Here is a 23,841-nt window from a genome sequence, read left to right as displayed (position 1 = left end):
GTAACCATTCGGCATGGAGTTCCGACTGCTCGGGTCGTTCGAGGCGCGGCACGAGGGGCGGCCGATTCCGGTCGGCCGCCGGCGCCAGGAGCGCTGCCTGCTCGCCATCCTGCTGCTGGAGGCCGGCCACGCCGTGCCGATCGACCGGCTGGTCGACCTGGTGTGGGACGGCGACCCGCCACGCAGCGCCCGGAGCACCGTGCACACGTACGTCAACCGGCTGCGTGCCGCGCTCGCACCGTACGGCGTCGCCGTCGAGACCCGCGACGACGGGTACGCGGTCGATCCAGCCGGCCACGCCGTCGACACCGCACGCTTCACGGAGCTGGCGCGCCGCGCAGCCATCGCCACGGACCCCGCGGAGCGGGTGAAGCTGGCGGTCGAGGCGCTCGGGCTGTGGCACGGGCCGCTGCTGGCCGGCCTGGCCGGCGACGGCTTGCGCCGCCGCATCGGCGCCGGCCTCGAAGACCTGCGCCTCACGACGGCCGAGATCTGCGCGCAGGTCCAGCTCGATATGGGGTACCACTACCGCGTCATCGCCGACCTGATGGTCCTCGCCGAGGCATACCCGGCGCGGGAGGGGCTGGTCGCGAGCGTCATGACGGCGCTGTACCGGGCCGCCCGCCAGGCCGACGCCTTGCGCCTCTACGACCTGGCGCACAAGGCCCTCGTCGGCGAGCTGGGCGTGGAGCCCGGCCCGGAGCTGGAGACGGTGCACCAGCGCATCCGCAGCGGCGACCCGCGATTGGAGCGGCCGGCGGCGCCGGTGTACGCGGTGCGGGTCCGCGAGGTCTGGCTGCCGTGGAGCGTCGGCGGTCACCCCGCGCTGGAGTTCTGCAACACGTACGCGGGTTGGCGCGGTGAACGGCAGCCGGGTGCGGAGTGGCTGCGCGGGTACCCGACGCTCGCCGTCTGGGCCGGCCACCAGGATCTCGTGGACGAGGCCACGGTGAACCGCCTTCTCGACGAGGCGCGGCGCGATCCGCTCGGTGCCTCGGCCGTTCTCGACGAAGCCCGGGCCCTGCGCGCCGACCTGTACGCGTGCCTCACGGACCCGGACGACGCCGCCGCCTTCGCCGCGGTGGCCCGGTACGTCGTGGCGGCGGCGCGGGTCTCGGTGTACGAGCGCGGCACGGACGGGCTTGGACGCTGGCGCCTGTCCCGCGAGACCGGCCTGCGGACGCCGCTGTACGCCGCCGCGCGCAGCGCTGGCGAGTTGCTCGCCGACCCCCGCAGGTGGTCGGTATGCGCGTGCCCCAGCCCGCGCTGCGGCTGGCTCTTCATCGACCACAGTGGACAGCGTCGCTGGTGCAGCCTCGCTACCTGCGGTCCGGGGTCTTGACGCAGCGGCCTTCGCGGTTGAGGATGTGTTTCATACCGTCGGTGTTAACGTTAACAAAGGGCTGACATGGCACTTCCCCTGAACCGCCGGCACTTCCTGCGCAACGCTTCACTCGCCGCGGCGGCACCCGCGATAGGCGCCGCCGTGGCGAGTCCCGCGGCAGCCGCCGCGCCGGCCACGTGGAGCGTCCGGCCATTCGCACTCAAAGACATCGCGCTCGGCGACGGTCTGTTCGCCGACAAGCGCCGCCTGATGCTCGACTTCGGCCGCGGATACGACGTCGACCGGATGCTTCAGGTCTTCCGTGCCAACGCCGGACTGTCAACACTGGGCGCCGTCGCACCCGGCGGGTGGGAGGGCCTCGACGGCGAGGCGAACGGCAACCTGCGCGGCCACTTCACCGGCCACTTCCTCACCATGCTGGCGCAGGCCTACGGCAGCACCGGCGAGGCGGTCTTCGCCGACCGCATCCGGTACATGGTGGGCGCGCTCGTCGACGTCCGCGAGGCGCTGCGGCGCCCGCCCGCCGTGCTGAGCGTCGCGGGCAGGTTCGGCGCGGCGGCGGAGACCCCGCGCGGCTCCTATCAGTACGTCGACCTGCCGGCCACGGCGCTCGGTGGCGCGGCGGCGGTCACCATCGCCGCGTGGGTCAAGCCGATGCACGGGGGCAACTGGGCGCGGGTGTTCGATTTCGGCAACAACACCACGCGCTACCTGTACCTGGCGGCCCGCAACGCGGGCGGTGTGCCGCGCTTCGCCATCACCACCAGCGGGCCGGGCGGCGAGCAGGGCATCAACGGCACGGCACCGCTACCGCTGGGCGAGTGGAGCCACGTCGCGGTCACTATCGCGGGCGGCACCGGCACCCTGTACGTCGACGGTGTCGCGGTCGGCACCAACACGGCGATGACCCTCAACCCCGCCGCGCTCGGCACGCTCACCAACAACTGGCTCGGCCGCTCGAACTACGCCGGCGACCCGGTTTTCGCCGGCGCCTTCGACGAGGTGAACATCTGGTCCCGCGCGCTGAGCGCCGCTGAGGTGGCCGCGCTCCAGCACGCGCCAGCGACCGGGGACCTCGCCTCGTACGCGATGGACGAGACCACCGGCGGCACGTTCGCCGACGCGTCCGGGCGCGGGCAGCACGCCACGCTGCGCCGCACCTGGGGCGGACCGAGCCACCCCGGCTTCCTGGCCGCGTACCCGGAGACGCAGTTCATCGCGCTGGAGTCGATGACGAGCGGCAACTACACGGTGGTGTGGGCGCCGTACTACACCGCACACAAGATCCTGCGCGGGCTGCTCGACGCATACCTCAACACCGGCGACGAGCGGGCCCTCGACCTCGCGAGCGGCATGTGCGACTGGATGCACTCGCGCCTGTCCACGCTGCCGGAGAGCACGCTCCAGCGAATGTGGGGCATCTTCTCCAGCGGCGAGTTCGGCGGCATCGTCGAGGCGATCTGCGACCTGCACACGGTCACCGGCAAGGCCGAGCACCTGGCGCTGGCCCGCCTCTTCGACCTCGACCGGCTCATCGACTCCTGTGTCGCCGGTCAGGACATCCTCGACGGCATGCACGCCAACCAGCACATCCCGATCCTCACCGGGCTCGTGCGGCTGTACGACGAGACCCGAGAGGAGCGGTACCTCACGGCCGCGAAGAACTTCTGGGGCATGGTGGTGCCGACCCGGATGTACGGCATCGGCGGCACCAGCACCGTCGAGTTCTGGCGGGCGCCGGGCGTCATCGCCGGCACGCTCAGCGACACCAACGCGGAGACCTGTTGCGCGTACAACATGTTGAAGCTGAGCCGGATGCTGTTCTTCCACGAGCAGGACCCGAAGTACATGGACTACTACGAGCGGGCGCTCTACAACCAGGTGCTGGGCTCCAAACAGGACCGTGCGGACGCGGAGAAGCCGCTCGTCACTTACTTCATCGGGCTGATGCCCGGCCACGTGCGCGACTACACGCCGAAGCAGGGCACCACCTGCTGCGAGGGCACCGGCATGGAGAGCGCCACGAAATACCAGGACTCGGTGTACTTCGAGGGCGGCGACGGCTTGTACGTCAACCTCTTCAGTCCGTCCACAGTGACCTGGGGCGGTGTCACGATCACGCAGAGCACGAGCTTCCCATTCGAGCAGGGCACCACGCTAACGGTGCGCGGCAAGGCTACGTTCGACCTGCACCTGCGGGTGCCGAGCTGGGCGCGCGACGGCTTCGAGGTGACCGTGAACGACCGCACGCTGACCCGCGTCCCGGAGCCCGGCACGTACCTCACGATCTCGCGCACCTGGCGCGACGGCGACGCGGTGCGCGTGCGGATGCCGTTCCGGCTGCGGGTGGAGCGGGCGCTCGACGACCCGACCGTGCAGACCCTCTTCTACGGTCCCATCAACCTCGTCGGGCGGGACGCCCGCACCACGTTCCTGCCGGTCGCCCTGTATCCCACAGCGGCGCTGGATGGCGACCTGATCGGCGCGCTCACGCCAGTGCCGGACAAGCCGTTGCATTTCACGCTCGGCGGCATCGAGTTCGCGCCGTTCTTCGAGGGCACCGAGGACCCCACGCACGCGTACGTCGAGCGGGTCGAGCCGCGGGTGGTCTTCGCCGGGCTGGACTCGCAAGTGGCCAACCCGGCGCGCGCCGACGGCACCACGCTGCTCGACGACGTGTGGGCCGAGGCTCCGTTCCGCACCCACCACGCCCTGATCCTGCGCGCGAAGGCGGTAGTGGAGACCTGGCAGGCACTGGGCGCCCTGACCGACAAGGACGCCCAGCGCATAGTGAACACGGCTCGCCGCGCGGCCTACTGAGCCTCGAAACCGAGCGTCAGCGTCGCTGGGGTAGCGCGGAACTGGTGTTGTGGGAGGACACCCGGGCCGCAGGATGCGGTGCCGATGCCGTTTTGCGCGACGTCCAGGTTGACGTACAGCCGGTCGCGGCGTACCAGATCCGTCGGGTGCGCCGCGGCCGCCAGGTCTTCGGTGGTCCACGGCCGCACCGTCAGGTCGAAGTGCGGCGCGCCCGTGATCCGCAGCCGGCCTTCGCCCGAAAGCTCCGCCCAGCGCACCTCGCGGCGGTTGCCGTTCTCCTGCGGGTACACGTAGGGGGTCTGTAGCTCGTCGACCGTGTGCGTGTACGTGCCGACGCGGACGGCCGCCGTGGTGTCCCGGTACGCCTCGCCGGGGCCGAGCCCGAACCAGGTCACGGTGTCCAGAGTGGTGGGCACGGCCATCCGCAGGCCCAGGCGCGGCAGCGGAGCCTCCCAAGGGCCGGCCGGCTCGACGCCGAGCCTGAGCCAGAGCTGTCCATCGGCGGCCCACCACGTGTAGGTGGCGAGCATGCCGAGGTCGGTGCCCGCCGGCGCGACCCGGGTGCGCACGGTCAGCCCGTCGGCGCCGGGCTCGACGGCGAGCACGGCGTGCGTCAGCCGGTCGAGGCCGATCGAGCGCCAGGCGGCCGCCATGATGCTTCCCTCACCCCAGCCGCGCAGGTCGTTGTCGGTCGGCGCCCGCCACAGGTCGAGCTTCGGCCCGTCGACCACGAGGTCACCGATTCGCAGCAGCGTGCCGGTGACCCGATCGAACACGGCCGGCCCAAGCAGGATGTGCTCCCCGTCCACTGTGGCTGGCGCATCTGGGGAGGGCGACGTGGTCTGCTCGACCGGGCCGGCTTGACCCCACGCGATCTCGTGACCCGCGGGTGCCCACGGCTCGTCCTTGGCGAGAACAGCGCTCACCGTGACCCAGCCCGCGCCCGCGTACGGCAAATCGACGGTCGTGCTCTGCCCCGGCGCGAGGACAGGCACGTCGAGGTCGCCCTCGGCGCCGTCGAGGGCGCGCCATGAGAACGTCAGGTGCCCCGTGTCCGCGAAGTCGTACCCGTTGCGCACCCGCACGGTCCGCCCATCGAGATCCACCTCGATCCGGACCGGCTCGATCACCTTCTTGTACTCGATGAGGCCGGGCGACGGCGTCCGGTCCGGGAAGACAAGCCCGTCCGCGACGAAGTTGCCGTCGTGCAGGACCTCACCGAAGTCGCCGCCGTACCCGAAGAAGTCCCGCCCGTCAGCGGTCTTCGTGCGTACGCCGTGGTCGATCCACTCCCACACGAAGCCACCCTGGCAGCGCGGGTACTCCTCGAACAGCCGCTGGTACTCGCGGAGGCCACCGGGCCCGTTGCCCATGGCGTGGGCGTACTCGCAGAGGATGAACGGCAGGCCGCGCCTGTGCGCGTCGGCCGCGGGGTCCTTCGTGGAGTCTTCCGTGCCCTGGCCGATCAGCTCGACCTCGGCGTGGCTCGCGTACATCCGGCTGTAGACGTCGACGTACGTGCTGTCCCAGTCGCCCTCGTAGTGGATGGGGCGGTCGGGGTCGCGGGTGCGCGCCCACTCCGACATGGCGGCGAGGTTGGCGCCGGTGCCGCACTCGTTGCCCAGCGACCACATGACGACGCTGGCGTGGTTCTTGTCGCGCTCCACCATCCGCGCCATGCGGTCGAGGCACGCGTCCCGCCACTGTGGATCGTCGGCCGGGTTGTCCCGCCAGTCCACCATGTGGAAACCGTGCGTCTCCAGGTCGCACTCGTCGACGACCCACAACCCGTACTCGTCACACAGATCCAGAAATTCGGTGCTGGGCGGGTAGTGGCTGGTGCGGACGGCGTTGATGTTGTGCCGCTTCATCAGGAGGATGTCGCGCACCATGGTCTCGCGGCTGAGCGTGCGCCCGTGGTCGGGATCCCACTCGTGCCGGTTCACGCCGCGCAGCAGCAGGCGCTGGCCGTTCACCTTCAACAGGCCGTCCTCGACGACCACGCGGCGAAAGCCGATCCGCACTGGCACGCGCTCGCCGCCGGCGACCAGCTCGCCGTCGTACAGGTGCGGCGCCTCGGCGGTCCACGGCGTGACCCGCTCGATGACGTGGGGTCCGGCGGGGTCGGCGTCGTGCAGGCCCAGGGCCGGCACGCTCAGCCGCGCCGGCGCGTCCGTGTCCACGCGAAGCGTGCCCTGCCCGGTGGTGTGGTCGTAGTCGGCGTGCACGAAGAAGTCGTCGAGGGCGCCGTCCGGGCGGCAGAGCACCCGTACGGTCCGGAAGATGCCCGACAGCCACCACATGTCCTGGTCTTCGAGGTAGCTGGCAGCCGACCACTGGTGCACGCGCACCGCCAGCACGTTGCGGCCGGTCCGCAGCACGTCGGTCACGTCGAACTCGGTGGGCAGCCGGCTGCCCTTGCCGTCGCCGAGGTGCTCACCGTTCAGCCACACAGCGAAGCAGGAGTCGACGCCCTCGAAGCGCAGCACGCGTCGGCCGGCCGGCCAGTCGTCCGGGAGCGTGAACTCGCGCCGGTACTCGCCGGTCGGGTTGGCGTCCGGCACGCGGGGCGGGTCGATCGGAAACGGGTAGATGACGTTCGTGTACGCGGGCGCACCGTAGCCGCGCATCTGCCAGCACGACGGCACGTCGAGCAGGTCCCAGCCGGCGTCGTCGAAGTCCGGCACCTCGAAGCCGCCTGTGGCGTCGGCCAGACGGGCGGCGAGCCGGAACCGCCATTGGCCGTCGAGCTCGACGGTGGGTGCGTCGGAGTGGAACCAGGCGCGCGGTTGGCGGCGCCCGTTGCCGGGGGCTGGGCTGGTGACGTACGCGTGCGAGTTGATCACGCTCTCAGCCTAACCCAGCCCCCGGCGCTCCTTACATGTGCGGGAGCGACCTCAGACGGGGTTGAGCTGCCACTGCTGGCAGTTGTTGTTGAGCCACGCCCACTGGCGCACGTCGGCGCCGTCGGCCGTGCCGCAGTTGGCGACGTCGGCCACCTTGCCGCTGCTCGCGTTGACCAGCCGCACCCAGCCGCCGGTGGCGCTCACCACCAGCCGGAAACGCTGGCAGATGTTGTTGAGCCACGACCATTGCCGGATGTCGGCACCGTCGGCCGTGGAGCAGTTGGCCACGTCGAGCACCTTGCCGCTGGCCACGTTGACCAGTCGGTTGGTGTCGTCGCCCTGGTCTTCGATCCGCCACCGCTGGTTGGCGCCGCCGCTGCACGTCCACTGCTGCACGTTGGCGCCATCGGCGGTCGACGAGCTGGCCAGGTCGAGGCACTTGCCGCTGTTGCGGTTCACGAGCGTGTACGCCGTCGGCGTGGCCGCCGTCTCACCAGCCGGACCGTCCAGCGTGGCGCCGAGCCGCACGGGAGCGCCGAAGTTCGGCGTACCGTCCGCGTTCCACGTGAACTTCTGTGCCCGCGTGGTGCGGTTGTTGTCGCACCCGTCGCTGGCGGCGTCGTTCGCGTGATAGACGATCCAGTCCTCGGTGCCGTCCGGCGACTTGAAGAACCCGTTGTGCCCCGGCCCGTAGACGCCGTTGGCGTCGTTGCGCTGGAACACCGGCCCCGACTTGGTCCACGACGAGGCGCTGAGCGGGTTGGAGCCGGTAAGGCTGAGCAGGCCCAGCTTGTAGTCGGGCGTCCAGCAGCCGCTCGCCGAGTACACGATGAACGTGCGCCCGTTGCGGTACAGCGGTTCGGGCCCTTCGTTGACCGTGCCGCCCTGCCGTTCCCAGCTCTGCGTCGGCGTCGAGATGGTGCTGAACGAGCCGCTGACCGTGTACGGGTTGCTCATCGGGGCGATGACGAGGTTCTGGGTACCGCCACCGGATGCGCTGCCCATGAAGTACAGCGAGCCGTTGACCTGGAGCACGCTGCCGTCGATGAGCCAGAAGTTCGCCAGCGTCGCCCGGTACGTGTACGGGCCCATCGGGTCGCTGCCGGCGCTCTCCAGCACGTGCGACCGTTGGGTGGGGATGTAGTCGGACACGTTCTGCCCGCCGGTGTAGTAGATGTACCAGCGGCCGTTGAGGAAGTGCATCTCTGGTGCCCAGAAGTTGCAGCACCGGGAGGCCGTGGTGTCGTTCCAGACCTGCACGCTGGGCGCGCTCGCCAGCCCGGCCAGGGTCGGCGACTTGCGGATGGTAAGGGTCGACGTCCACGACGTGGTGATCAGGTAGTAGTTGCCGTTGTGGTATTGGAGCCAGGGGTCGGCACCCTTCACCGACTTGATGGGGTTGGTGAACGGGCGGCCGGGCGCCGCCGCGGCGGGCCGTGCCACCCCGACGGCGAGCGTCGTGAGCAGCACGGTCACCACAGCGAGCCAGGCCCGGGAGCGGGAACGGCTCATGGCGGTCACTCCAGGACGTAGGTCGCGTCCGCCCGGTCGGTGGCGGTGCTGACCGGCTGGATGTACATGAGGTTGTTGGAGTGCCGGATGTAGCGCCCGGCGAAGTTGTATGACTCGAACGACACCGCGGCGGAGTCAGCGAGCCCGGCGCGGCGGTAGAACGACGCGTCGTTGCGGAAGAGCGTGGAGCCGTCGTTGCGCTCGACGTAGAGCTCGTAGTTCTTGTGGCGCAGGAAGTACCCCGGGCGGTTGGTCGACTCCAGCGACACCGTGCCGCTGCCGGCGAGCCCGGTCACGATCCGGAACTGTGAGTCGGCGAGCGCGGTCACGTTCGCTTCCAGCCGGGCCCGGAACTCCCAGTGCCGGATGAAGCGGTCCGGGAGGTTGTACGACTTGAACCGGTACGGCGTCACGCCGTCAGCGACCGGGATGCCGAAGTTGGGCGTGCCGTCGGCGTTCCAGTAGAGCTTTTGCAGCCGCGTGCGCCGGTTGGGGTCGTTGAGCGGGTCGCCGGAAATGTCGCGGTAGCTGCGGTCGTGGTAGACGAGGATGTCGCTTTGCCCGTCTTCGGAGACGGTGAACGAGTTGTGCCCCGGCCCGTACTGGCTGGTGTTCGCGTTGCTGGTGAAGACCGGCTGGGCGCTCTTGGTCCACGACGATGGGTTCATGAGGTTGCTGGTCGCCGAGGCGGTGAGCAGGCCGAGGCAGTAGTTCGCGTCGGTGGCGCTCGCCGAGTACGCCATGAACACGCGCCCGTTGCGCTGGATCACCGCGGGTCCCTCGTTCACCCGGTGCCCGATCGTCTCCCAGGAGTGTGTCGGCACGGAGATGCGCGCGGGTGTGCCGGAGATGGTCCACGGGTTGGACATGGGCGCGAGGTACAGGTTGGTGCCGCTGCCCACCGCCGGGTCGTTCTGCGCCCACGAGAGATAACGGGTTCCATTGTGGACGAAAGTTGTGGCGTCGAGGGAGAACGTGTTGAGCGGCAGCGCGATCCGGCCCTTCTCGGTCCAGGTGCCGCTGAGCGGGTTCGCGCTCGTGTTCTCCAGCACGTACGGCCGGATGGCCCAGATGTCGTTGGTGCGTCCGGCGGCGAAGTAGATGTACCACCGGCCGTCGATGTAGTGGATTTCCGGCGCCCAGATGTGCGCGCCCATCTCACCGCTGGTGTGCCGTCGCCAGATGACCGTTTCGGACGCGCTGGCGAGTCCCTGGAGCGTGGTGGCCCGGCGCATCACGATGCGGTCGTACTCGGGCGCGGTGGCGGTGAAGTAGTAGTACCCGTCGGTGTGCTTGACGATGTGCGGGTCGGCCCGCCGCGCGATCAGCGGGTTGGTGAATTGGACCCCGGGTGAGGCCGACGCCGGCCCGGTACTGACCAGCATGGTGGCCAGTACCGCGAGCACAGCGATCGACGCGAATCTGCGCATTGACGCCTCCTGGTGTTAGCGTTCACATGGCCAGCCCGTGCCGTTGGTTTTCATCTCCCCGTGCTCTCCCGCACCACCAGTTCCGGTGGGAACCGCATGTGCTGCTGGGTCCTTACGCCGGCCATGATCTGCTCGACGAGCAGTTCCAGGCTGGCGCGCCCGAGTGCCGCGAAGTCCTGCTGCACCGTGGTCAACGGTGGCAGCAGGTACGCCGCCTCGGGTATGTCGTCGAACCCCACGACGCTCACCTCGGTCGGCACGTCCCGTCCCGCCTCGTGCAGGGCACGGAGCGCACCGAGTGCCATCTGGTCGTTGCCGCAGAAGATCGCGGTGACGTCCGGATCGGAAGCGAGCATGCGCGCCGCCTCGTAGCCGGACCGCGAACTCCAGTCGCCGGACAGCACCGGCGCCTCCGGAGCTCCGACCTGCCGCAGGGTGGTGCGCCATCCGGTCACCCGTTCCCGGGTCTCGGGCCACTCGGGTGGACCGGAGATGTGGTGGACCGTGGCGTGGCCCAGGTCGACGAGGTGCTTGGTGGCCATCGCCGCGCCGGCGATGTTGTCGACGCTCACCATGGGCACGCCCATGGCCTCGCCGACCCCGATACCGACGAGCGGGATGTCGGCTGGCACGCGCGCGAGCGCGGCCAGCGCCGAGTCCATCGGCGCCACCGTGATGATGCCTTCGACCGCCTGCTCGCGCAGCCGGTTGATGGCGTTCGCGACCGATCCCTCGTCGAGCGAGCGAGCACTCGCGACGCTGACGAAGTATCCGGCGTCGCGGGCGGCACGCTCTATCGCATACACAGTGGACGATGGACCGACGAGGGTGGTGTCGAACGTGACCAGCCCGAGCGTGTGCGACCGGTTGGTCACCAGCGCGCGGGCGGCCGAGTTACGGCGGTAGTCCAGCTCTTCCATGGCGCGCAGCACCCGCTCGCGGGTCTCGCTGCGCACGCTGGGGTGCTCGTTGAGCACCCGCGACACGGTCTGGTGCGAGACGCCTGCCAGCCGGGCGACGTCCATCATCACCGGTTTGCCCCGCGCTCGACGTTCACCCCCGTGGGCAAGCCCGGTCATGCGCCACCACCCGCAGCCGGCCCGGATTCGGAGAAGCGAGCGGGGCGAGCGCCAGCCAGCGCAGTCATGTGGGGAACCCACGTCGACGCGACATGAGCACCTCCCATCTCCGGCCGGTTACGAATGTGTGGTGGCAGTGTTAACGCTCACACCGGCAGACGTCAAGTGGCGACTTAAATCGATCACCACCGACGTCTTCCACGCACCCACGCGGGACATCACAATTAAGTGAAGCCCTTGACGAGGTGCCACGTGAGCGTTAACACTCTCGCAAACACCACGTCACGCAACCGAAGCGCAGGGCCCACCCCGACCCCGACCGCATCGTCATGGCATGCCGAGAACGTACGCGTCCAGAGGCGGAACTCATCCCTTGAAGGAGGCTCCCGACTTCCGGCGGATGTTAGCGCTAACAGTGACGAATGGTAATAATGCTATCCCGATGAGGAGAGTGCAGTGCTCAGAAAGATATCCATGATCATCGCCGCCGGGCTGCTTGCCACGCCCCTGGCCGCCTGTGGCGGTGACGGCGACTCCGGCAATGACGCGGGCTCGGGCAGCGACAAGATCGTTCTGGGCTTCTCCCAGGTCGGTGCCGAGAGCGGCTGGCGTACCGCCAACACCAAGTCGATCCAGGACTCCGCCAAGGAGGCCGGCATCGAGTTGAAGTTCTCCGACGCGCAGCAGAAGCAGGAGAACCAGATCAAAGCGATCCGCTCGTACATCCAGCAGAAGGTCGACATCATCGCCTTCTCGCCGGTCGTGGAGTCGGGCTGGGACACCGTGCTCAAGGAGGCCAAGGACGCCGACATCCCGGTGATCCTGACCGACCGCGCGGTTGACTCGACCGACACGTCGCTGTACAAGACCTTCATCGGCTCCGACTTCGTCGAGGAGGGCAAGAAGGCCGGCGACTGGCTCGTCAAGGAGTACGAGGGCAAGACCGAGACGGTGAACATCGTCGAGCTCCAGGGCACCACCGGCTCGGCTCCCGCGAACGACCGCAAGAAGGGCTTCGGCGACGTCATCGCGGCCGACCCGAAGTTCAAGGTCATCGCTTCGCAGACCGGCGACTTCACGCGCGCCAAGGGCAAGGAGGTCATGGAGGCCTTCCTGAAGGCCAACCCGGACATCGATGTGCTCTACGCGCACAACGACGACATGGGCCTGGGCGCGATCGAGGCCATCGAGGGCGCGGGCAAGAAGCCGGGCGTCGACATCAAGATCATCACGGTCGACGCGGTGAAGGACGGCATGCAGGCCCTCGCCGACGGCAAGATCAACTACATCGTCGAGTGCAGCCCGCTGCTTGGCCCACAGCTCATGGACCTGGTGGAGAAGGTGCACGCGGGCGAGACTGTGCCAGCCCGGGTAGTCACCGAGGAGACCACGTTCACGCAGGAGCAGGCCAAGGCGGTACTGCCCACCCGGCAGTACTGACCTGACGTTAGAGCCCGGTAGTTGACCCCCTGGGGTCAACTACCGGGCCGTACAGGGAAAGGCGAGCACGAGTGAGTACAGCCATCTTGACGATGACGGGGATCAGCAAGGAGTTCCCCGGCGTCAAGGCGCTCAGCGACGTCGACTTCCGGCTAGTCCCGGGCGAGGTGCACGCCCTCATGGGCGAGAACGGCGCCGGCAAGTCGACGCTGATCAAGGTGTTGACCGGGGTCTACGACATCGACCAGGGTCAGATCAGCCTGGACGGCACGGATGTGCGATTCAGCGGGCCGCTGCAGGCCCAGCAGGCCGGCATCAGCACCGTTTACCAGGAGGTCAACCTCTGCCCGAACCTCTCGGTCGCGGAAAACATCTTCATCGGCCGCGAGCCGCGACGGTTCGGCAAGATCCAGTGGTCGCAGATGGAGAAGCGGGCCGCTGCGTTGCTCAAGCGGCTCCAGCTCGACATCGACGTCACGGCGCAGCTCAGCTCGTACTCCCTCGCGGTACAGCAGATGGTCGCCATCGCCCGCGCAATCGACATCTCGGCCAAGGTGCTGATCCTCGACGAGCCCACGTCGAGCCTCGACGCCAGCGAGGTCGAGCAACTCTTCCGCGTCATGCGCCAGCTCAAGGACGAAGGCGTCGCGATCCTCTTCGTGACCCACTTCCTCGACCAGGTCTTCAGCATCTCCGACCGGATCACCGTGCTGCGCAACGGCCGGCTGGTCGGCGAGTACGTCACCCGCGACCTCACCCTCATCGACCTGGTCGGGAAGATGATCGGCAAGGAACTCGAGGTGCTGGAGAAGCTGGAGGAGCAGCCCAAGCCCGCGCTCGCCGCGCTGGAGCGGGGCCAGCCGCTGATCGAAGCGCAGGACCTCGGCCGCAAGGGCGCCGTGGCGCCATTCAGCCTCACCATCCACTCCGGAGAGGTGGTCGGCCTCGCCGGCCTGCTGGGTTCTGGACGCACCGAGGTGGCCCGGCTGTTCTACGGCGCCGACAAGGCTGACCACGGCCAGATCCTGGTCGACGGCAAGCCGGTGGCGATGCGCGGCCCGCGCTCCGCGATGGGCCACGACATCGCGTTCTGTTCGGAAAACCGGCGCGCCGAAGGCCTCATCGAAGAGCTCACCGTCCGCGAAAACATCATCCTCGCCATGCAGGCGGTACGCGGTTGGACGCGGCCGATCCCCCGGCGTCGTCAGGACGAGTTCGTCGACAAGTACATCAAGGCGCTCGACATCAGGCCCGCCAATCCCGAGGCCGAGGTGCGCAACCTCTCCGGCGGCAACCAGCAGAAGGTACTGCTGGCCCGCTGGCTGATCACCGAACCGCGGCTGCTGATCCTCGACGAGCCCACCCGCGGCATCGACATCGGCGCCAAGACCGAGATCCAGCGCCTCGTCGCCGCGCTGTCCGACGGTGGGATGGCGGTGCTCTTCGTCTCGGCGGAGCTGGAAGAGGTGCTCCGGCTCAGCCACAAGATCGCAGTACTGCGCGACCGGCACCTCATCGCCGAGATGGCGAACGACGACGAGGTGGACGCCGACCGCATCATGGAGACCATCGCGAGTGGAGGCGGGGGCATGACCGTGTCGGCTGCGGGAGGCGTCGCATGACCACCATCACCAGGCTCTCCAAGCACCGGCTGTTCTGGCCGGTCGTCCTCTTGGTCGTCCTCCTGCTGAGCAACCTGATCTTCACGCCGAACTTCTTCAAGGTCGAGGTGCGCGACGACCACCTGTACGGCAGCGTGATCGACATTCTCCGCTTCGGCGCGCCGCTGATCCTGGTGGCTCTGGGCATGACGCTGGTGATCGCCACCGGCGGCATCGACCTGTCGGTGGGCTCGGTGGTCGCGATCTGCGGCGCCCTCGCCTGCTGGCGGATCAGCGAACAGGGCGACCAGAACAGCGTCGGCGGCGTGCTCGTGGCCATCGGCCTCGCGCTCGGCCTCGCACTGCTGCTGGGCGTATGGAACGGGTTCCTCGTGGCCGGCATCGGCATCCAGCCGATCATCGCGACGCTCATCCTGATGGTCGCCGGTCGCGGCCTCGCCCAGCTCATCACGGGCGGGCAGATCATCACGATCAACAGCTCGCCGTACAAGGTGATCGGCGCCGGATACCTGCTCACGTTCCCGGTCCCGGTGCTCATCGCGGCGGTCGTGACCGTGATCGCGGTGCTGCTGACCAGGCGCACCGCGCTCGGCATGCTCGTCGAGTCGGTCGGCGGCAACGCCGAGGCCAGCCGCCTCGCCGGCATCCGGTCGCGGCGGATCAAGCTGATGGCGTACATGTTCGCCGCCCTCTGTGCCGGCATCGCCGGCCTGATGATCAGCTCGAACGTATCCAGTGCCGACGGCAACTACGCCGGCCTCTGGTACGAGCTGGACGCGATCCTCGCGGTGGTCATCGGTGGCACGCTGCTGACCGGCGGCCGGTTCTCGATCGGCGGCACCGTCATCGGCGCCCTGATCATCCAGACGCTCACCACGACCATCTACACGATCGGCGTACCGCCCGAGACCACGCTGCTGGTCAAGGCGCTCGTGGTCACGGTCGTCTGCCTCGTCCAGTCGCCGTCCTTCCGCGAGAAGGTCTTCAAGAGCCGACGTCAACGACCGCCGACAACCCCCGCGCCGACCCCGGACGCACCGACGAAGGTGGAGGTGCCGGCATGAGCACGCTCTCCGAGGTGCGGTCCCGGATCTCCTGGCCCAACCAGAAGTACCTGCCGGTGCTGGCGACGTTCAGCCTGCTGGCCCTCATGTACGGCGTCGGCGCGGGGAACTACGAGGCGTTCGGCGACGCGCAGGTGGTGCTCAACGTCTTCATCGACAACGGGTTCCTGCTCGTCGTCGCGGTGGGCATGACGTTCGTGATCCTGACCGGCGGGATCGACCTGTCGGTCGGCTCGGTGGTGGCGCTCACCACCATGCTCTCCGCGTCGCTGCTGGAAGAGCGCGGCTGGCCAGCGTTCGTGGTGCTGCCGCTCGTGCTGCTCGTCGGTTCGGCGCTCGGGTTCGGCATGGGCTGCATCATCCACTACTTCGACATCCAGCCGTTCATCGTCACGCTCGCCGGGATGTTCCTCGCCCGCGGGCTCTGCTACACGATCGGCACCTCGTCGATCCCGATCGACGACCCGTTCTGGGTGTCGATGGCGCAGTCGCGCATCCGGTTCGGTGAGTACTTCGTCTCGCCGAGCGTGGTCATCGCGATCGTCGTGGTGCTGATCGCCGCGTTCGTGCTCGCATACACGCGGCTCGGGCGCAACACGTACGCGATCGGCGGCAACCCGCGGTCGGCGCTGCTGATGGGCCTTCCGGTCGCGCGCACCAAGATCGCCGTCTACACGATCAGCGGCTTTTGCTCAGCCCTCGGCGGCGTGCTGCTCAGCTTCTACATGCTCTCCGGGTACGGCCTGCACGCGGTGGGCATGGAGCTCGACGCGATCGCCGCGGTCGTCATCGGTGGCACCCTGCTGACCGGCGGCTCGGGGTACGTGCTCGGCACCCTGCTGGGCGTCCTCGTCCTCGGCGTGATCCAAACGCTGATCACCTTCGACGGCCGCCTGAGCAGCTGGTGGACCAAGATCGTCATTGGCGCCTTGCTCTTCGTCTTCATCCTGCTCCAACGCGTCATCACCGCAAGAAAGCGCTGACCCTTCACCCCGCCGGTCTCACGCCTGTCGAAATACGGTTCGGCAGGCGCGAGACCGGTCGAAAGGACGCGTCGTGACCAGACCGCTCGCCGCCTTGGTAGCGTTCACACTCGTCATCGCCGCGCCCGCACCGGCGTACGCGGCCGACCCCGAACTCCCCGCCGGCGCCACCGTGGACACCTTCGACGGCACGTCCCTCGGCGCGGACTGGGAGGTGCTGAACAACGACCCGACCCGGTGGTCGCTGACCGAGCGCCCCGGGTACCTGCGCATCAACTCCCTCACCGGCGACACCCACCAGTCGACCAACAACGCCCGTAACCTCTTCCTCCAGGACCTGCCTGCCGGCGACTTCCAGATCGTGGCGTCCTTCGAGGCACCCGTGTCGCTCGACTTCCAGGGCGCCGGCATCCTTGCCTGGCAGGACACCGACAACTACCTGCGCGCCGGCCTCACCAACGTCAGCTTCGGGGGCGGCCCGGTCATCGAAAACGCGCTGGAGGTCAACGCGGCCTTCTCCTCCACCTTCGCCGCGCGGCCCGGCTCGACCGGCGAGACCCTCAAGGTGGCCCGGGCCGGCGACGTCTTCACCACGTCCTACTGGGACGGTGCGGCGTGGGTGCAGGCCGCGCAGGTCACCTCCGCGCTCGACATCAAGAAGGTCGGCGTCTACGCGCTGTCGGCGCAGGACGGCACGACGCTGGTCGCCGACTTCGACTACGTCGCGATCCTCGCGCCCGACGGGCAGCCCGTCGTTCCGGACAGCCCGTTCGCGCTGGAGAGTTCCGGCGGGTCACCTTCGGATCCCGCTGGGAGCCGTGGTGACCCACAACGGCGAACGACCCGAATTCCGGTTACGTACTTCGATGTGGCCGCGACCGGCGCGGTGACCGCCTCCGACAAGCGCGCCGCCACCCAGCTCGTGGTGCGCGCGGCCGACACCGGCGACGGCACCGTCACGCTCACCGAGGTCGCCTCCGGTGACCGCCTCACCGTCCGAACCAACGGGCGGGTAGCGCTCGCCGACAACCCGCGCGCTGGCAGCGACCGCTTCAAGCTGGTCGACGCGGGCGGCGGCAAGATCCGCATCTCCGCCCCCGGCGGGTACCTGACGGTGACCGACGGCCAGCTGACGGTCGCCGCCACCGGGAGCAAGTTCGTGGTGCGACCGTACGCGATCGGCGGCGAGCTGACCGCGGACGGCGACGCGACCGGCAAGCCCATGAGCGACCGCCTCTACGGCATCTTCTACGAAGACATCAACTACGCGGCCGACGGCGGTCTCTACGCCGAGCTGGTCCGCAACCGGTCCTTCGAGTTCAACAGCGTCGACAACAGCAGCTTCACCGGCCTCACCGCGTGGTCCAAGGTGGAGCGCGGCGCCACCGGCACCGTCACGGTCGCCAGCGCCGAACCGCTCAACGACAAGAACCTCAACCATCTCGTGCTGGAGTCGAGCGGCGCTGGCGTCGGCATCAGCAACACCGGCTTCAACGCCGGCGTCGTGGTCCGCGAGGGCGCGGCGTACGACTTCTCGGTGTGGGCCCGCACCACGTCACCCACCGGCACGCCGCTGACCGTGACGGTGGAGAGCGGCTCCACTGTGTACGGTCAAGCTCAGGTGACGGTCGCCTCCGACACCTGGACGAAGTACACCGCCCGGATCAGCGCCACCGGCAGCACCAGCACCGGCCGGCTCGTGGTGACGGCGGGCTCCGCGGGCACGATCCGGCTCGACATGGTGTCGCTGTTCCCCAAGGACACCTACAAGGGTCGCAAGAACGGCATGCGCAAGGACCTCGCGCAGTCGATCGCCGCGCTCCAGCCGAAGTTCCTGCGCTTCCCCGGCGGCTGCGTCACCAACGTGGGCAACTACGCGCCCTTCCCGGACCGGCGGCGCATCTACCGCTGGAAGGAGACCGTCGGGCCGGTCGAGCAGCGCCCGACCAACTTCAACTTCTGGGGCTACAACCAGACGTACGGCATCGGGTACTTCGAGTACTTCCAGTTCGCCGAGGACATCGGCGCCGAGGCGCTGCCCGTCGTCTCGGTCGGCGTCAACGGCTGCAACGAGAACCGGCCGCTCGCAGAGGACCAGCTCGGTCCCTGGGTACAGGACACATTGGACCTCATCGAATTCGCCAACGGTGGCGTCGACACCGAGTGGGGCGCGGTGCGGGCGGCCATGGGTCACCCGAAGCCGTTCGGGCTGGAGTACATCGGGCTCGGCAACGAGGAGATCTACCCCGAGTTCTACCGCAACTACCCCCACTTCGCGCGGGCAATCGAAGCTGCGTACCCGGACATCAAGATCATCACTAACAGCGGGCAGACGTCCGCCGGTGCCATCTTCGACCGCGGCTGGGAGTTCGCCCGCGAGCAGAACGCGGACATGGTCGACGAGCACTACTACAACAGCCCCGAGTGGTTCCTCGCCAACAACCGCCGCTACGACAGCTACGACCGCAACGGGCCGAAGGTGTTCGTCGGCGAGTACGCCTCGCGCGGCAACACCTTCTACAACGCGCTCTCCGAGGCGTCGTTCATCACGGGGCTGGAGCGCAACTCCGACGTGGTCGAGCTGGCCTCGTACGCGCCGCTACTGGCCAATGTGGACCACGTGCAGTGGTCACCCGACCTGATCTGGTTCTCGGGCGACCAGCTGTACGGCTCGACGAGCTACTACGTGCAGAAGATGTTCTCCGAGAACGCGGGCGGCTCGGTGCTGCCCAGCGCGTACACGCCCGGCCCGAACGGACCGCCCGCGCCAGCCGACATCGCCGGCTCCGTCGGTCTCGCCACCTGGAACACGCAGGCGGTGTACGACGACGTGAGGGTGACGGCGGCTGACGGTACGACGCTGTTCGCCGACGACTTCTCGGCCGGTGCCGGCGCCTGGTCTCCGCAGACCGGCACCTGGGCCGTCCAGGACGGCGCGTACGCCCAGTCGTCCGGCGCCACCGACGCGCGCTCGACCGCCGGCAGCGTCGACTGGTCGAACTACACGCTGGAGCTGACCGCCCGCAAGACCGGCGGGGCCGAGGGCTTCCTGGTGATGTTCGGCGTCAAGGACACCGGCAACTACTACTGGTGGAACCTCGGCGGCTGGGGCAACACGACATCCGCCGTCGAGAAGGCCACCGGCGGCGCCAAGGCGACCATCGGCACGAGCGGAAACACCATCGAGACCGGCCGCACCTACCAGATCAAGATCACGGTGAACGGGCGGGCCATCACGACGTACCTCGACGGCGTGAAGGTCAACGACGTGTACGACAACCTCGGCACCGTCGAGCCGCTCTACCAGGTGGTCACCCGCGACGACAACGGTGACACGGTGCTCAAGGTGGTCAACGCCCGCGACACCGCCGCCCGCACCGCGGTGCGCCTCGACGGTGCGACCGTTGGCTCGACGGCCAAGGTGACGTCGTACACGGCGTCATCCCCGTCCGACATGAACACCCTGCACGAGCCGACGAAGGCGGTACCGGTGACGTTCCGCCAGGGCGGCCTGGGCAGTTCGTTCGAGTACGACTTCCCAGCCCAGTCCGTAACCTTCATCCGCCTGTCCCAGTAGTTCGGGGGCCCGCCGATCAAGGGCGAACGCACGTGGTTGGATCTCTTTTCCGCGTGCATTTGCCCTTGATCGATGTGATTGCCCTTGATCGGCGGGCGAGACGCCGCCATCGCCCCGCAGGGCCGCGTCGACAGGGCGTAGATCTAGACGAGAGCAGGAAGTGGCTGTCAGATTCATGGATTTCGAGCTGCCGCGACGCCCGTTGTGCTCAATGCCGCTGCTCCCGCAGCCTCACCCTCCGCGTCCCCACACCCCACCCCCGCCATAAAAGATCAGGGCGCCCCCCAGGTCGCGCTAACGACTTGAGGGACGCCCTGATCACGGAGAGGGCGCGGCGGGAATGGCCGCCGATACCAGGCAGCCCGGGCATCGCCCGGGATTGATCGTGAATCGCGGAGGGTGCGGCTGCGGGAGCAGCGGTCTGTGCCGCGACGGACGCCGCGGCAGCCCAAAACTCGATCCTGATCCTGACGCGGACCTGGCGGCGTTACGACAAGTTCGCGGATATTGCGCCCTCAAGGCCGTGCGGAGCGCGCGATTTCCCCGAAACTGCGGCATCCCACGCCGCGTGGCCGGCCGACGTGACCCGCGCGGCGGGATGCGGTCAAAGGCCGCCGCGAAGGCCCGCCGATCAAGGGCAATCGCATGGATCAAGGGCGAATGCACGCGGAAAAGAGATCCAACCACGTGCATTCGCCCTTGATCGAGGCAAGGAGGGCGCCGCGCCGAGAAGCGTTACTCGCCGCCGAAGTCTTCGCCGCCGCCCTCGAACATTCCTTCCATGGCCTCGCCCAGCACCATGCCGCCCAGCAGGCCCGCGCCCGCCCCGGCGATCGCCCCGCCGACGCCGATCCCCCGGCCGTGCCCCTTACCGTGCCCGCCGCCGTGACCGTACGACGCGCGGAAGCTGGAGTACCGCTCGGTGGCCTGCCGAACCCAGCCGTCGACGACCGCGGCCCAGTCGGTCTGGTCCACCGTCGCGTGCTCGACCCGGAACCGGCCGAACGCGTCTTGCCCGCCCGTGAAGAACCCGCCACGCTTGTCGAACTCCAGCACCACGTCGACACCCTGCGCGTCCGCCACGAAGGTCAGCTCGACCTCGTTGATGCTGCCCGCGTACTGCTGCGCCGGCCAGAACTCGATCTCCTGGTAGAACGGCAGCGTCTGGTTCAGCCCCCGGATCCGCCCGCGCTCCAGGTCGGCGCTCTTGAAGCGGAAACCCAGCCCGGTGAACGCGTCGAGGATGCGCTCCTGCGCGGGCAGCGGGTGCACGTGCACCGGGTCGAGGTCACCCTTGTCGACCGCGCGCGCTACGGCGAGCTCGGTGCGCAGGCCCATGGTCATGCCGTGCAGGCGCTGGCCGTACACGTCGGTGACCGGCGTCTCCCACGGCACCGGGAACGTGAACGGGATCTCCTTGCGCTCGCCCTTCTTCAGCGGGAACCGCCCCGCCACCGCGATCCGGTGGAACTCCACCGTCGCGTCGTAGTTGGCGTCGCCGCTCTCCACCTCGACCCGCGTGACCAGCCCGAGCGCGACCTGCTCGATCTCGACGTCATGGTCACCGCCCAGGATGTGCACCTGACCTTCGAGGGTCAGGCCTGGCCGGGTGTTGGGGTTGGACAGCACGGTGTCGACCGATGGGCCGCCCACCCCGAAGGCGGCCCGCAGCTTCTTGAAAACCATCCGGTTGCTCCTATCGCATCCGCCGGCCCCGCGGGACGGCATCTGTTTCGTCGTCGAACTCGCCGATGACCTCTTCGAGCAGGTCTTCCAGGGCGACGAAGCCGACCGTCGTGGCGTCGTCGCCGACCAGCGCCAACTGCGCACGCTCGGCGCGCATCGACGCGACCGCGTCCATCACGTTGGCGGTACGCGGCAGCGTGAACGGTGCCGTCATCAGGTCGGCCGCGGTCGCGGGCCGACCCTGCGTGGTGGCCCGGACGACGTCGCGCACATGCACGAGACCAACGTACGTGCCGTTCGCTACCGCCAGCCGCGACCGGCCGCAGGAGCGGGACACCGCCTCGATCCGCTCGGCGCTGTCGCCCGCCGACACGGTCACAAGCTGGTCGATCGGCGTCATCACGTCAGCGACCGTCGTGCGCTGGAGCTGAAGCATGCTCGACAGCAGCTCCTCCTGGTCAGCCGCCAGCGTGCCGTGCTCGCGCGACTGCTCCAGCAGGATCCGCAGCTCCTCCCGGCCGTGCACCTCCGACAGCCGGTCCTGCGGCTCGACCTTGGCAAGCCGGAGCACGCCGTTGGCCAGCCCGTTGAAGATCGCCAGCACCGGCCGGGTCGCCCGGGTGAACGCCCGGAACGGCAGCGCCAGCAGCACCGCCGAGCGCTCCGGGTCGGTGATCGCCCACGACTTCGGCGCCATCTCGCCGACCACCAGGTGCAGGAAGCCCACCACCAGCAGCGCCACCAGGAACGCGATCACGTGGCTGGCCGCGTCGGGCAGGCCGACCGCGTGCAGGCCCGGGCCGAGCAGCGACTCGATCGCCGGCTCGGCGAGCGCGCCGAGCCCCAGCGTGCACAGCGTGATGCCGAGCTGCGCGCCGGCCAGCATCAGGGACAGCTCGCGACTGCCCGCAAGCGCCGCTCGGGCCGCGCGGCCACCGCTGGCGGCGGCCTGCTCCAACCGGTACCGCTTGCTGCCCACCAGCGCGAACTCGGCCGCCACGAAGAAGCCGTTGAGCGCCAGCAGCGCCGCGGAGAGCACCAGCGCGAGGGGGGTGCTCATGCCAGTACCTCCAGCCGCACCGATTCGGGCACCCGCCGGCCCACCGACTCGACCCGCACGACGACGGCGCCCTCCGGCAGCCCGATCTCGACCCGGTCGCCGACCGCCGGCACCCGGCCGAGCTCGCGCATTACCAGGCCCGACACTGTGTCGTACTCCGGCGCGAGCGGCAGCGCGATGCCCGTGAAATCAGCGACCTCGTCGATCCGCCAGCGCGCCGGCACGAGCCACGCGCCGTCCGCTAGGCGCGTCGGCGCCGGCTCCGGGTGGTCGTCCTCGTCACGGATCGGACCCACCAGCTCTTCGGCGACGTCTTCCAGGGTCACCACGCCGGCGAAGCCGCCATACTCATCCACCACGCACGCGAGCTGACGATGCCCGGCTCGCAGCCGGTCGAGCACCGCCGGCAGCGGCAGCGTCTCCGGCACCAGCATAGGGGGTACCGCCAGCACGGTCACCGGCGTCGTCTGGCGCTCGGCGGGCGGCACCTCCATGACGTCGGAGATGCCCACCACGCCCACCACGTCGTCGACGCCGTCGTCGCCCAGCACCGGGAACCGCGAGTTTCCGGTCTCCAGCAGGTCGACCACTTTCGACACCGGCTCGCTGGCACGGATCGTGTGCACGTCGACGCGGGGCACCATCGCCTCACCGGCGGTGAGGCGGCGGAAGTCCAGGCCGCGGTCGAGCAGGATCGAGGTCTGTGCGTCGAGGTGTCCCTGTGCGCGCGCGTCCGAGATGATCTGCGTGAGGTCTTCGGCGGTGGCGCCGGTGGGCAGCTCCTCGATCGGCTCGACACCGACCCGGCGCAGCAGCCGCGCGGCCGCCAGGTCGAAGATCCGGATCACCGGGCCGAATATCGCCAGGTAGATGAGGGTCGACCGGCTGAGCGCGCGGGCAAGCGGCACCGCGCGGGCGATCGCGTAGTTCTTGGGAGCCAGTTCGCCGAGCACCATCTGGATGCCGGTCGACAGGAGCAGCACCAGCACCAGCGAGATGGGCAGGCTGACGGACTGCGGCACGCCAGCGGTACCCAATAGGTCTGCCAGGCCCTTGCCCACGAACGGCTCGGCCACGTACCCGACCAGCAGGACCGTCACGGTGATGCCGAGCTGTGCGCCCGACAGCATGAACGAGAGCCGGCCGGTGACCTTCAGGGCACGCCGCGCAGCGGCGTCGCCATGGTCGGCCATGCGGCGCAAGGCGCCGCGGTCGACGGCGACGTAACCGAACTCCTGCGCGACGAAGTAGCCCGTGGCGGCGGTGAGCAGCAGGATGAGTAGCAGGCCGATCGTGATCAACACGATGGGCTCGCGGAGGAGGAGCGCCGGGCGTCACCCGGCTCGGTACTACTGCCCTCCTGGGCAGTGGCCTCGA

The 23,841-nt window shown here is 69.0% G+C and carries 14 protein-coding genes; 7 read left to right on the top strand and 7 right to left on the bottom strand.

Translation table 11 applies throughout. The annotated features are described in order from the left end of the window. Positions 1 to 13: 13 nt before the first annotated feature. Positions 14 to 1,342, top strand: coding sequence for a BTAD domain-containing putative transcriptional regulator (locus tag V6V89_RS13495; RefSeq protein ID WP_334619417.1), 1,329 nt, complete (start codon positions 14 to 16; stop codon positions 1,340 to 1,342). Positions 1,343 to 1,408: 66 nt separating this feature from the next. Then, a complete protein-coding gene (locus V6V89_RS13490) occupies positions 1,409 to 4,165 on the top strand; it encodes a beta-L-arabinofuranosidase domain-containing protein (RefSeq protein ID WP_334619416.1) in 2,757 nt (918 codons plus the stop codon). On the opposite strand, the gene V6V89_RS13485 is transcribed toward V6V89_RS13490, so the two are convergent. Genes V6V89_RS13485 through V6V89_RS13470 form a run of 4 tightly spaced genes read right to left on the bottom strand, consistent with a single transcriptional unit; the run spans position 4,159 to position 11,032 of the window. Next, positions 4,159 to 7,011: a glycoside hydrolase family 2 TIM barrel-domain containing protein gene (locus V6V89_RS13485; RefSeq protein ID WP_334619415.1), complete on the bottom strand. Its 2,853-nt coding sequence runs from the start codon at positions 7,009 to 7,011 to the stop codon at positions 4,159 to 4,161. The genes V6V89_RS13490 and V6V89_RS13485 overlap by 7 nt on opposite strands. A gap of 51 nt (positions 7,012 to 7,062) precedes the next feature. After that, entirely contained in the window at positions 7,063 to 8,523 is a 1,461-nt protein-coding gene (locus V6V89_RS13480) for a family 43 glycosylhydrolase (RefSeq protein ID WP_334619414.1), read from the bottom strand. 5 nt (positions 8,524 to 8,528) lie between these two features. After that, a complete protein-coding gene (locus V6V89_RS13475; RefSeq protein WP_334619413.1) occupies positions 8,529 to 9,953 on the bottom strand; it encodes a family 43 glycosylhydrolase in 1,425 nt (474 codons plus the stop codon). A gap of 50 nt (positions 9,954 to 10,003) precedes the next feature. Then, positions 10,004 to 11,032, bottom strand: a complete 1,029-nt coding sequence (locus V6V89_RS13470) for a LacI family DNA-binding transcriptional regulator (protein ID WP_334619412.1) — start codon at positions 11,030 to 11,032, stop codon at positions 10,004 to 10,006. Between the two features lie 474 nt (positions 11,033 to 11,506). Here V6V89_RS13470 and V6V89_RS13465 point away from each other — a divergent pair, with 474 nt between their 5' ends. The 5 genes from V6V89_RS13465 (at position 11,507) to V6V89_RS13445 (ending at position 19,718) form a co-directional block, all read left to right on the top strand. Next, positions 11,507 to 12,472 carry an ABC transporter substrate-binding protein gene (locus V6V89_RS13465; RefSeq protein ID WP_334619461.1) on the top strand — a complete coding sequence of 322 codons (966 nt, stop codon included), beginning with the start codon at positions 11,507 to 11,509 and terminating at the stop codon, positions 12,470 to 12,472. Positions 12,473 to 12,564: 92 nt separating this feature from the next. After that, positions 12,565 to 14,094, top strand: coding sequence for a sugar ABC transporter ATP-binding protein (locus V6V89_RS13460; RefSeq protein WP_334619460.1), 1,530 nt, complete (start codon positions 12,565 to 12,567; stop codon positions 14,092 to 14,094). After that, complete coding sequence (locus V6V89_RS13455; RefSeq protein WP_334619411.1) at positions 14,091 to 15,158, top strand: ABC transporter permease; 1,068 nt, start codon at positions 14,091 to 14,093, stop codon at positions 15,156 to 15,158. Before V6V89_RS13460 ends, V6V89_RS13455 begins: the two co-directional genes overlap by 4 nt. Beyond that, positions 15,155 to 16,141: a galactofuranose ABC transporter, permease protein YjfF gene (gene yjfF / locus V6V89_RS13450; RefSeq protein ID WP_334619410.1), complete on the top strand. Its 987-nt coding sequence runs from the start codon at positions 15,155 to 15,157 to the stop codon at positions 16,139 to 16,141. Before V6V89_RS13455 ends, yjfF begins: the two co-directional genes overlap by 4 nt. A gap of 73 nt (positions 16,142 to 16,214) precedes the next feature. After that, positions 16,215 to 19,718 (top strand): alpha-L-arabinofuranosidase C-terminal domain-containing protein, encoded by a 3,504-nt coding sequence (locus V6V89_RS13445; RefSeq protein ID WP_334619409.1) that lies wholly within the window; start codon positions 16,215 to 16,217, stop codon positions 19,716 to 19,718. A gap of 735 nt (positions 19,719 to 20,453) precedes the next feature. On the opposite strand, the gene V6V89_RS13440 is transcribed toward V6V89_RS13445, so the two are convergent. The 3 genes from V6V89_RS13440 to V6V89_RS13430 are packed head-to-tail and all read right to left on the bottom strand — an operon-like array spanning position 20,454 to position 23,768. Next, on the bottom strand, positions 20,454 to 21,404 hold the full coding sequence (locus V6V89_RS13440; protein ID WP_334619408.1) for a sporulation protein: 951 nt from the start codon (positions 21,402 to 21,404) through the stop codon (positions 20,454 to 20,456). 10 nt (positions 21,405 to 21,414) lie between these two features. Further along, positions 21,415 to 22,464, bottom strand: coding sequence for a hemolysin family protein (locus V6V89_RS13435; RefSeq protein WP_334619407.1), 1,050 nt, complete (start codon positions 22,462 to 22,464; stop codon positions 21,415 to 21,417). Beyond that, positions 22,461 to 23,768, bottom strand: coding sequence for a hemolysin family protein (locus V6V89_RS13430; RefSeq protein ID WP_334619406.1), 1,308 nt, complete (start codon positions 23,766 to 23,768; stop codon positions 22,461 to 22,463). Before V6V89_RS13430 ends, V6V89_RS13435 begins: the two co-directional genes overlap by 4 nt. Positions 23,769 to 23,841: the final 73 nt, after the last annotated feature.

Source organism: Micromonospora sp. CPCC 206061 (genome assembly GCF_036906915.1).
Lineage (GTDB): Bacteria > Actinomycetota > Actinomycetes > Mycobacteriales > Micromonosporaceae > Phytohabitans.
Note: the sequence above shows the minus strand (reverse complement) of the source record. Positions and strands in the feature narration are given on the sequence as shown.

Bases quoted from the DNA above. Each gene is read 5' to 3' on its own strand.
- V6V89_RS13435 (WP_334619407.1), bottom strand. From the start codon at position 22,464: ATGAGCACCCCCCTCGCGCTGGTGCTCTCCGCGGCGCTGCTGGCGCTC.
- V6V89_RS13490 (WP_334619416.1), top strand. From the start codon at position 1,409: ATGGCACTTCCCCTGAACCGCCGGCACTTCCTGCGCAACGCTTCACTC.
- V6V89_RS13455 (WP_334619411.1), top strand. From the start codon at position 14,091: ATGACCACCATCACCAGGCTCTCCAAGCACCGGCTGTTCTGGCCGGTC.
- V6V89_RS13475 (WP_334619413.1), bottom strand. From the start codon at position 9,953: ATGCGCAGATTCGCGTCGATCGCTGTGCTCGCGGTACTGGCCACCATG.
- V6V89_RS13470 (WP_334619412.1), bottom strand. From the start codon at position 11,032: ATGACCGGGCTTGCCCACGGGGGTGAACGTCGAGCGCGGGGCAAACCG.
- V6V89_RS13480 (WP_334619414.1), bottom strand. From the start codon at position 8,523: ATGAGCCGTTCCCGCTCCCGGGCCTGGCTCGCTGTGGTGACCGTGCTG.
- V6V89_RS13495 (WP_334619417.1), top strand. From the start codon at position 14: ATGGAGTTCCGACTGCTCGGGTCGTTCGAGGCGCGGCACGAGGGGCGG.
- yjfF (WP_334619410.1), top strand. From the start codon at position 15,155: ATGAGCACGCTCTCCGAGGTGCGGTCCCGGATCTCCTGGCCCAACCAG.
- V6V89_RS13440 (WP_334619408.1), bottom strand. From the start codon at position 21,404: ATGGTTTTCAAGAAGCTGCGGGCCGCCTTCGGGGTGGGCGGCCCATCG.
- V6V89_RS13460 (WP_334619460.1), top strand. From the start codon at position 12,565: ATGACGGGGATCAGCAAGGAGTTCCCCGGCGTCAAGGCGCTCAGCGAC.
- V6V89_RS13465 (WP_334619461.1), top strand. From the start codon at position 11,507: ATGATCATCGCCGCCGGGCTGCTTGCCACGCCCCTGGCCGCCTGTGGC.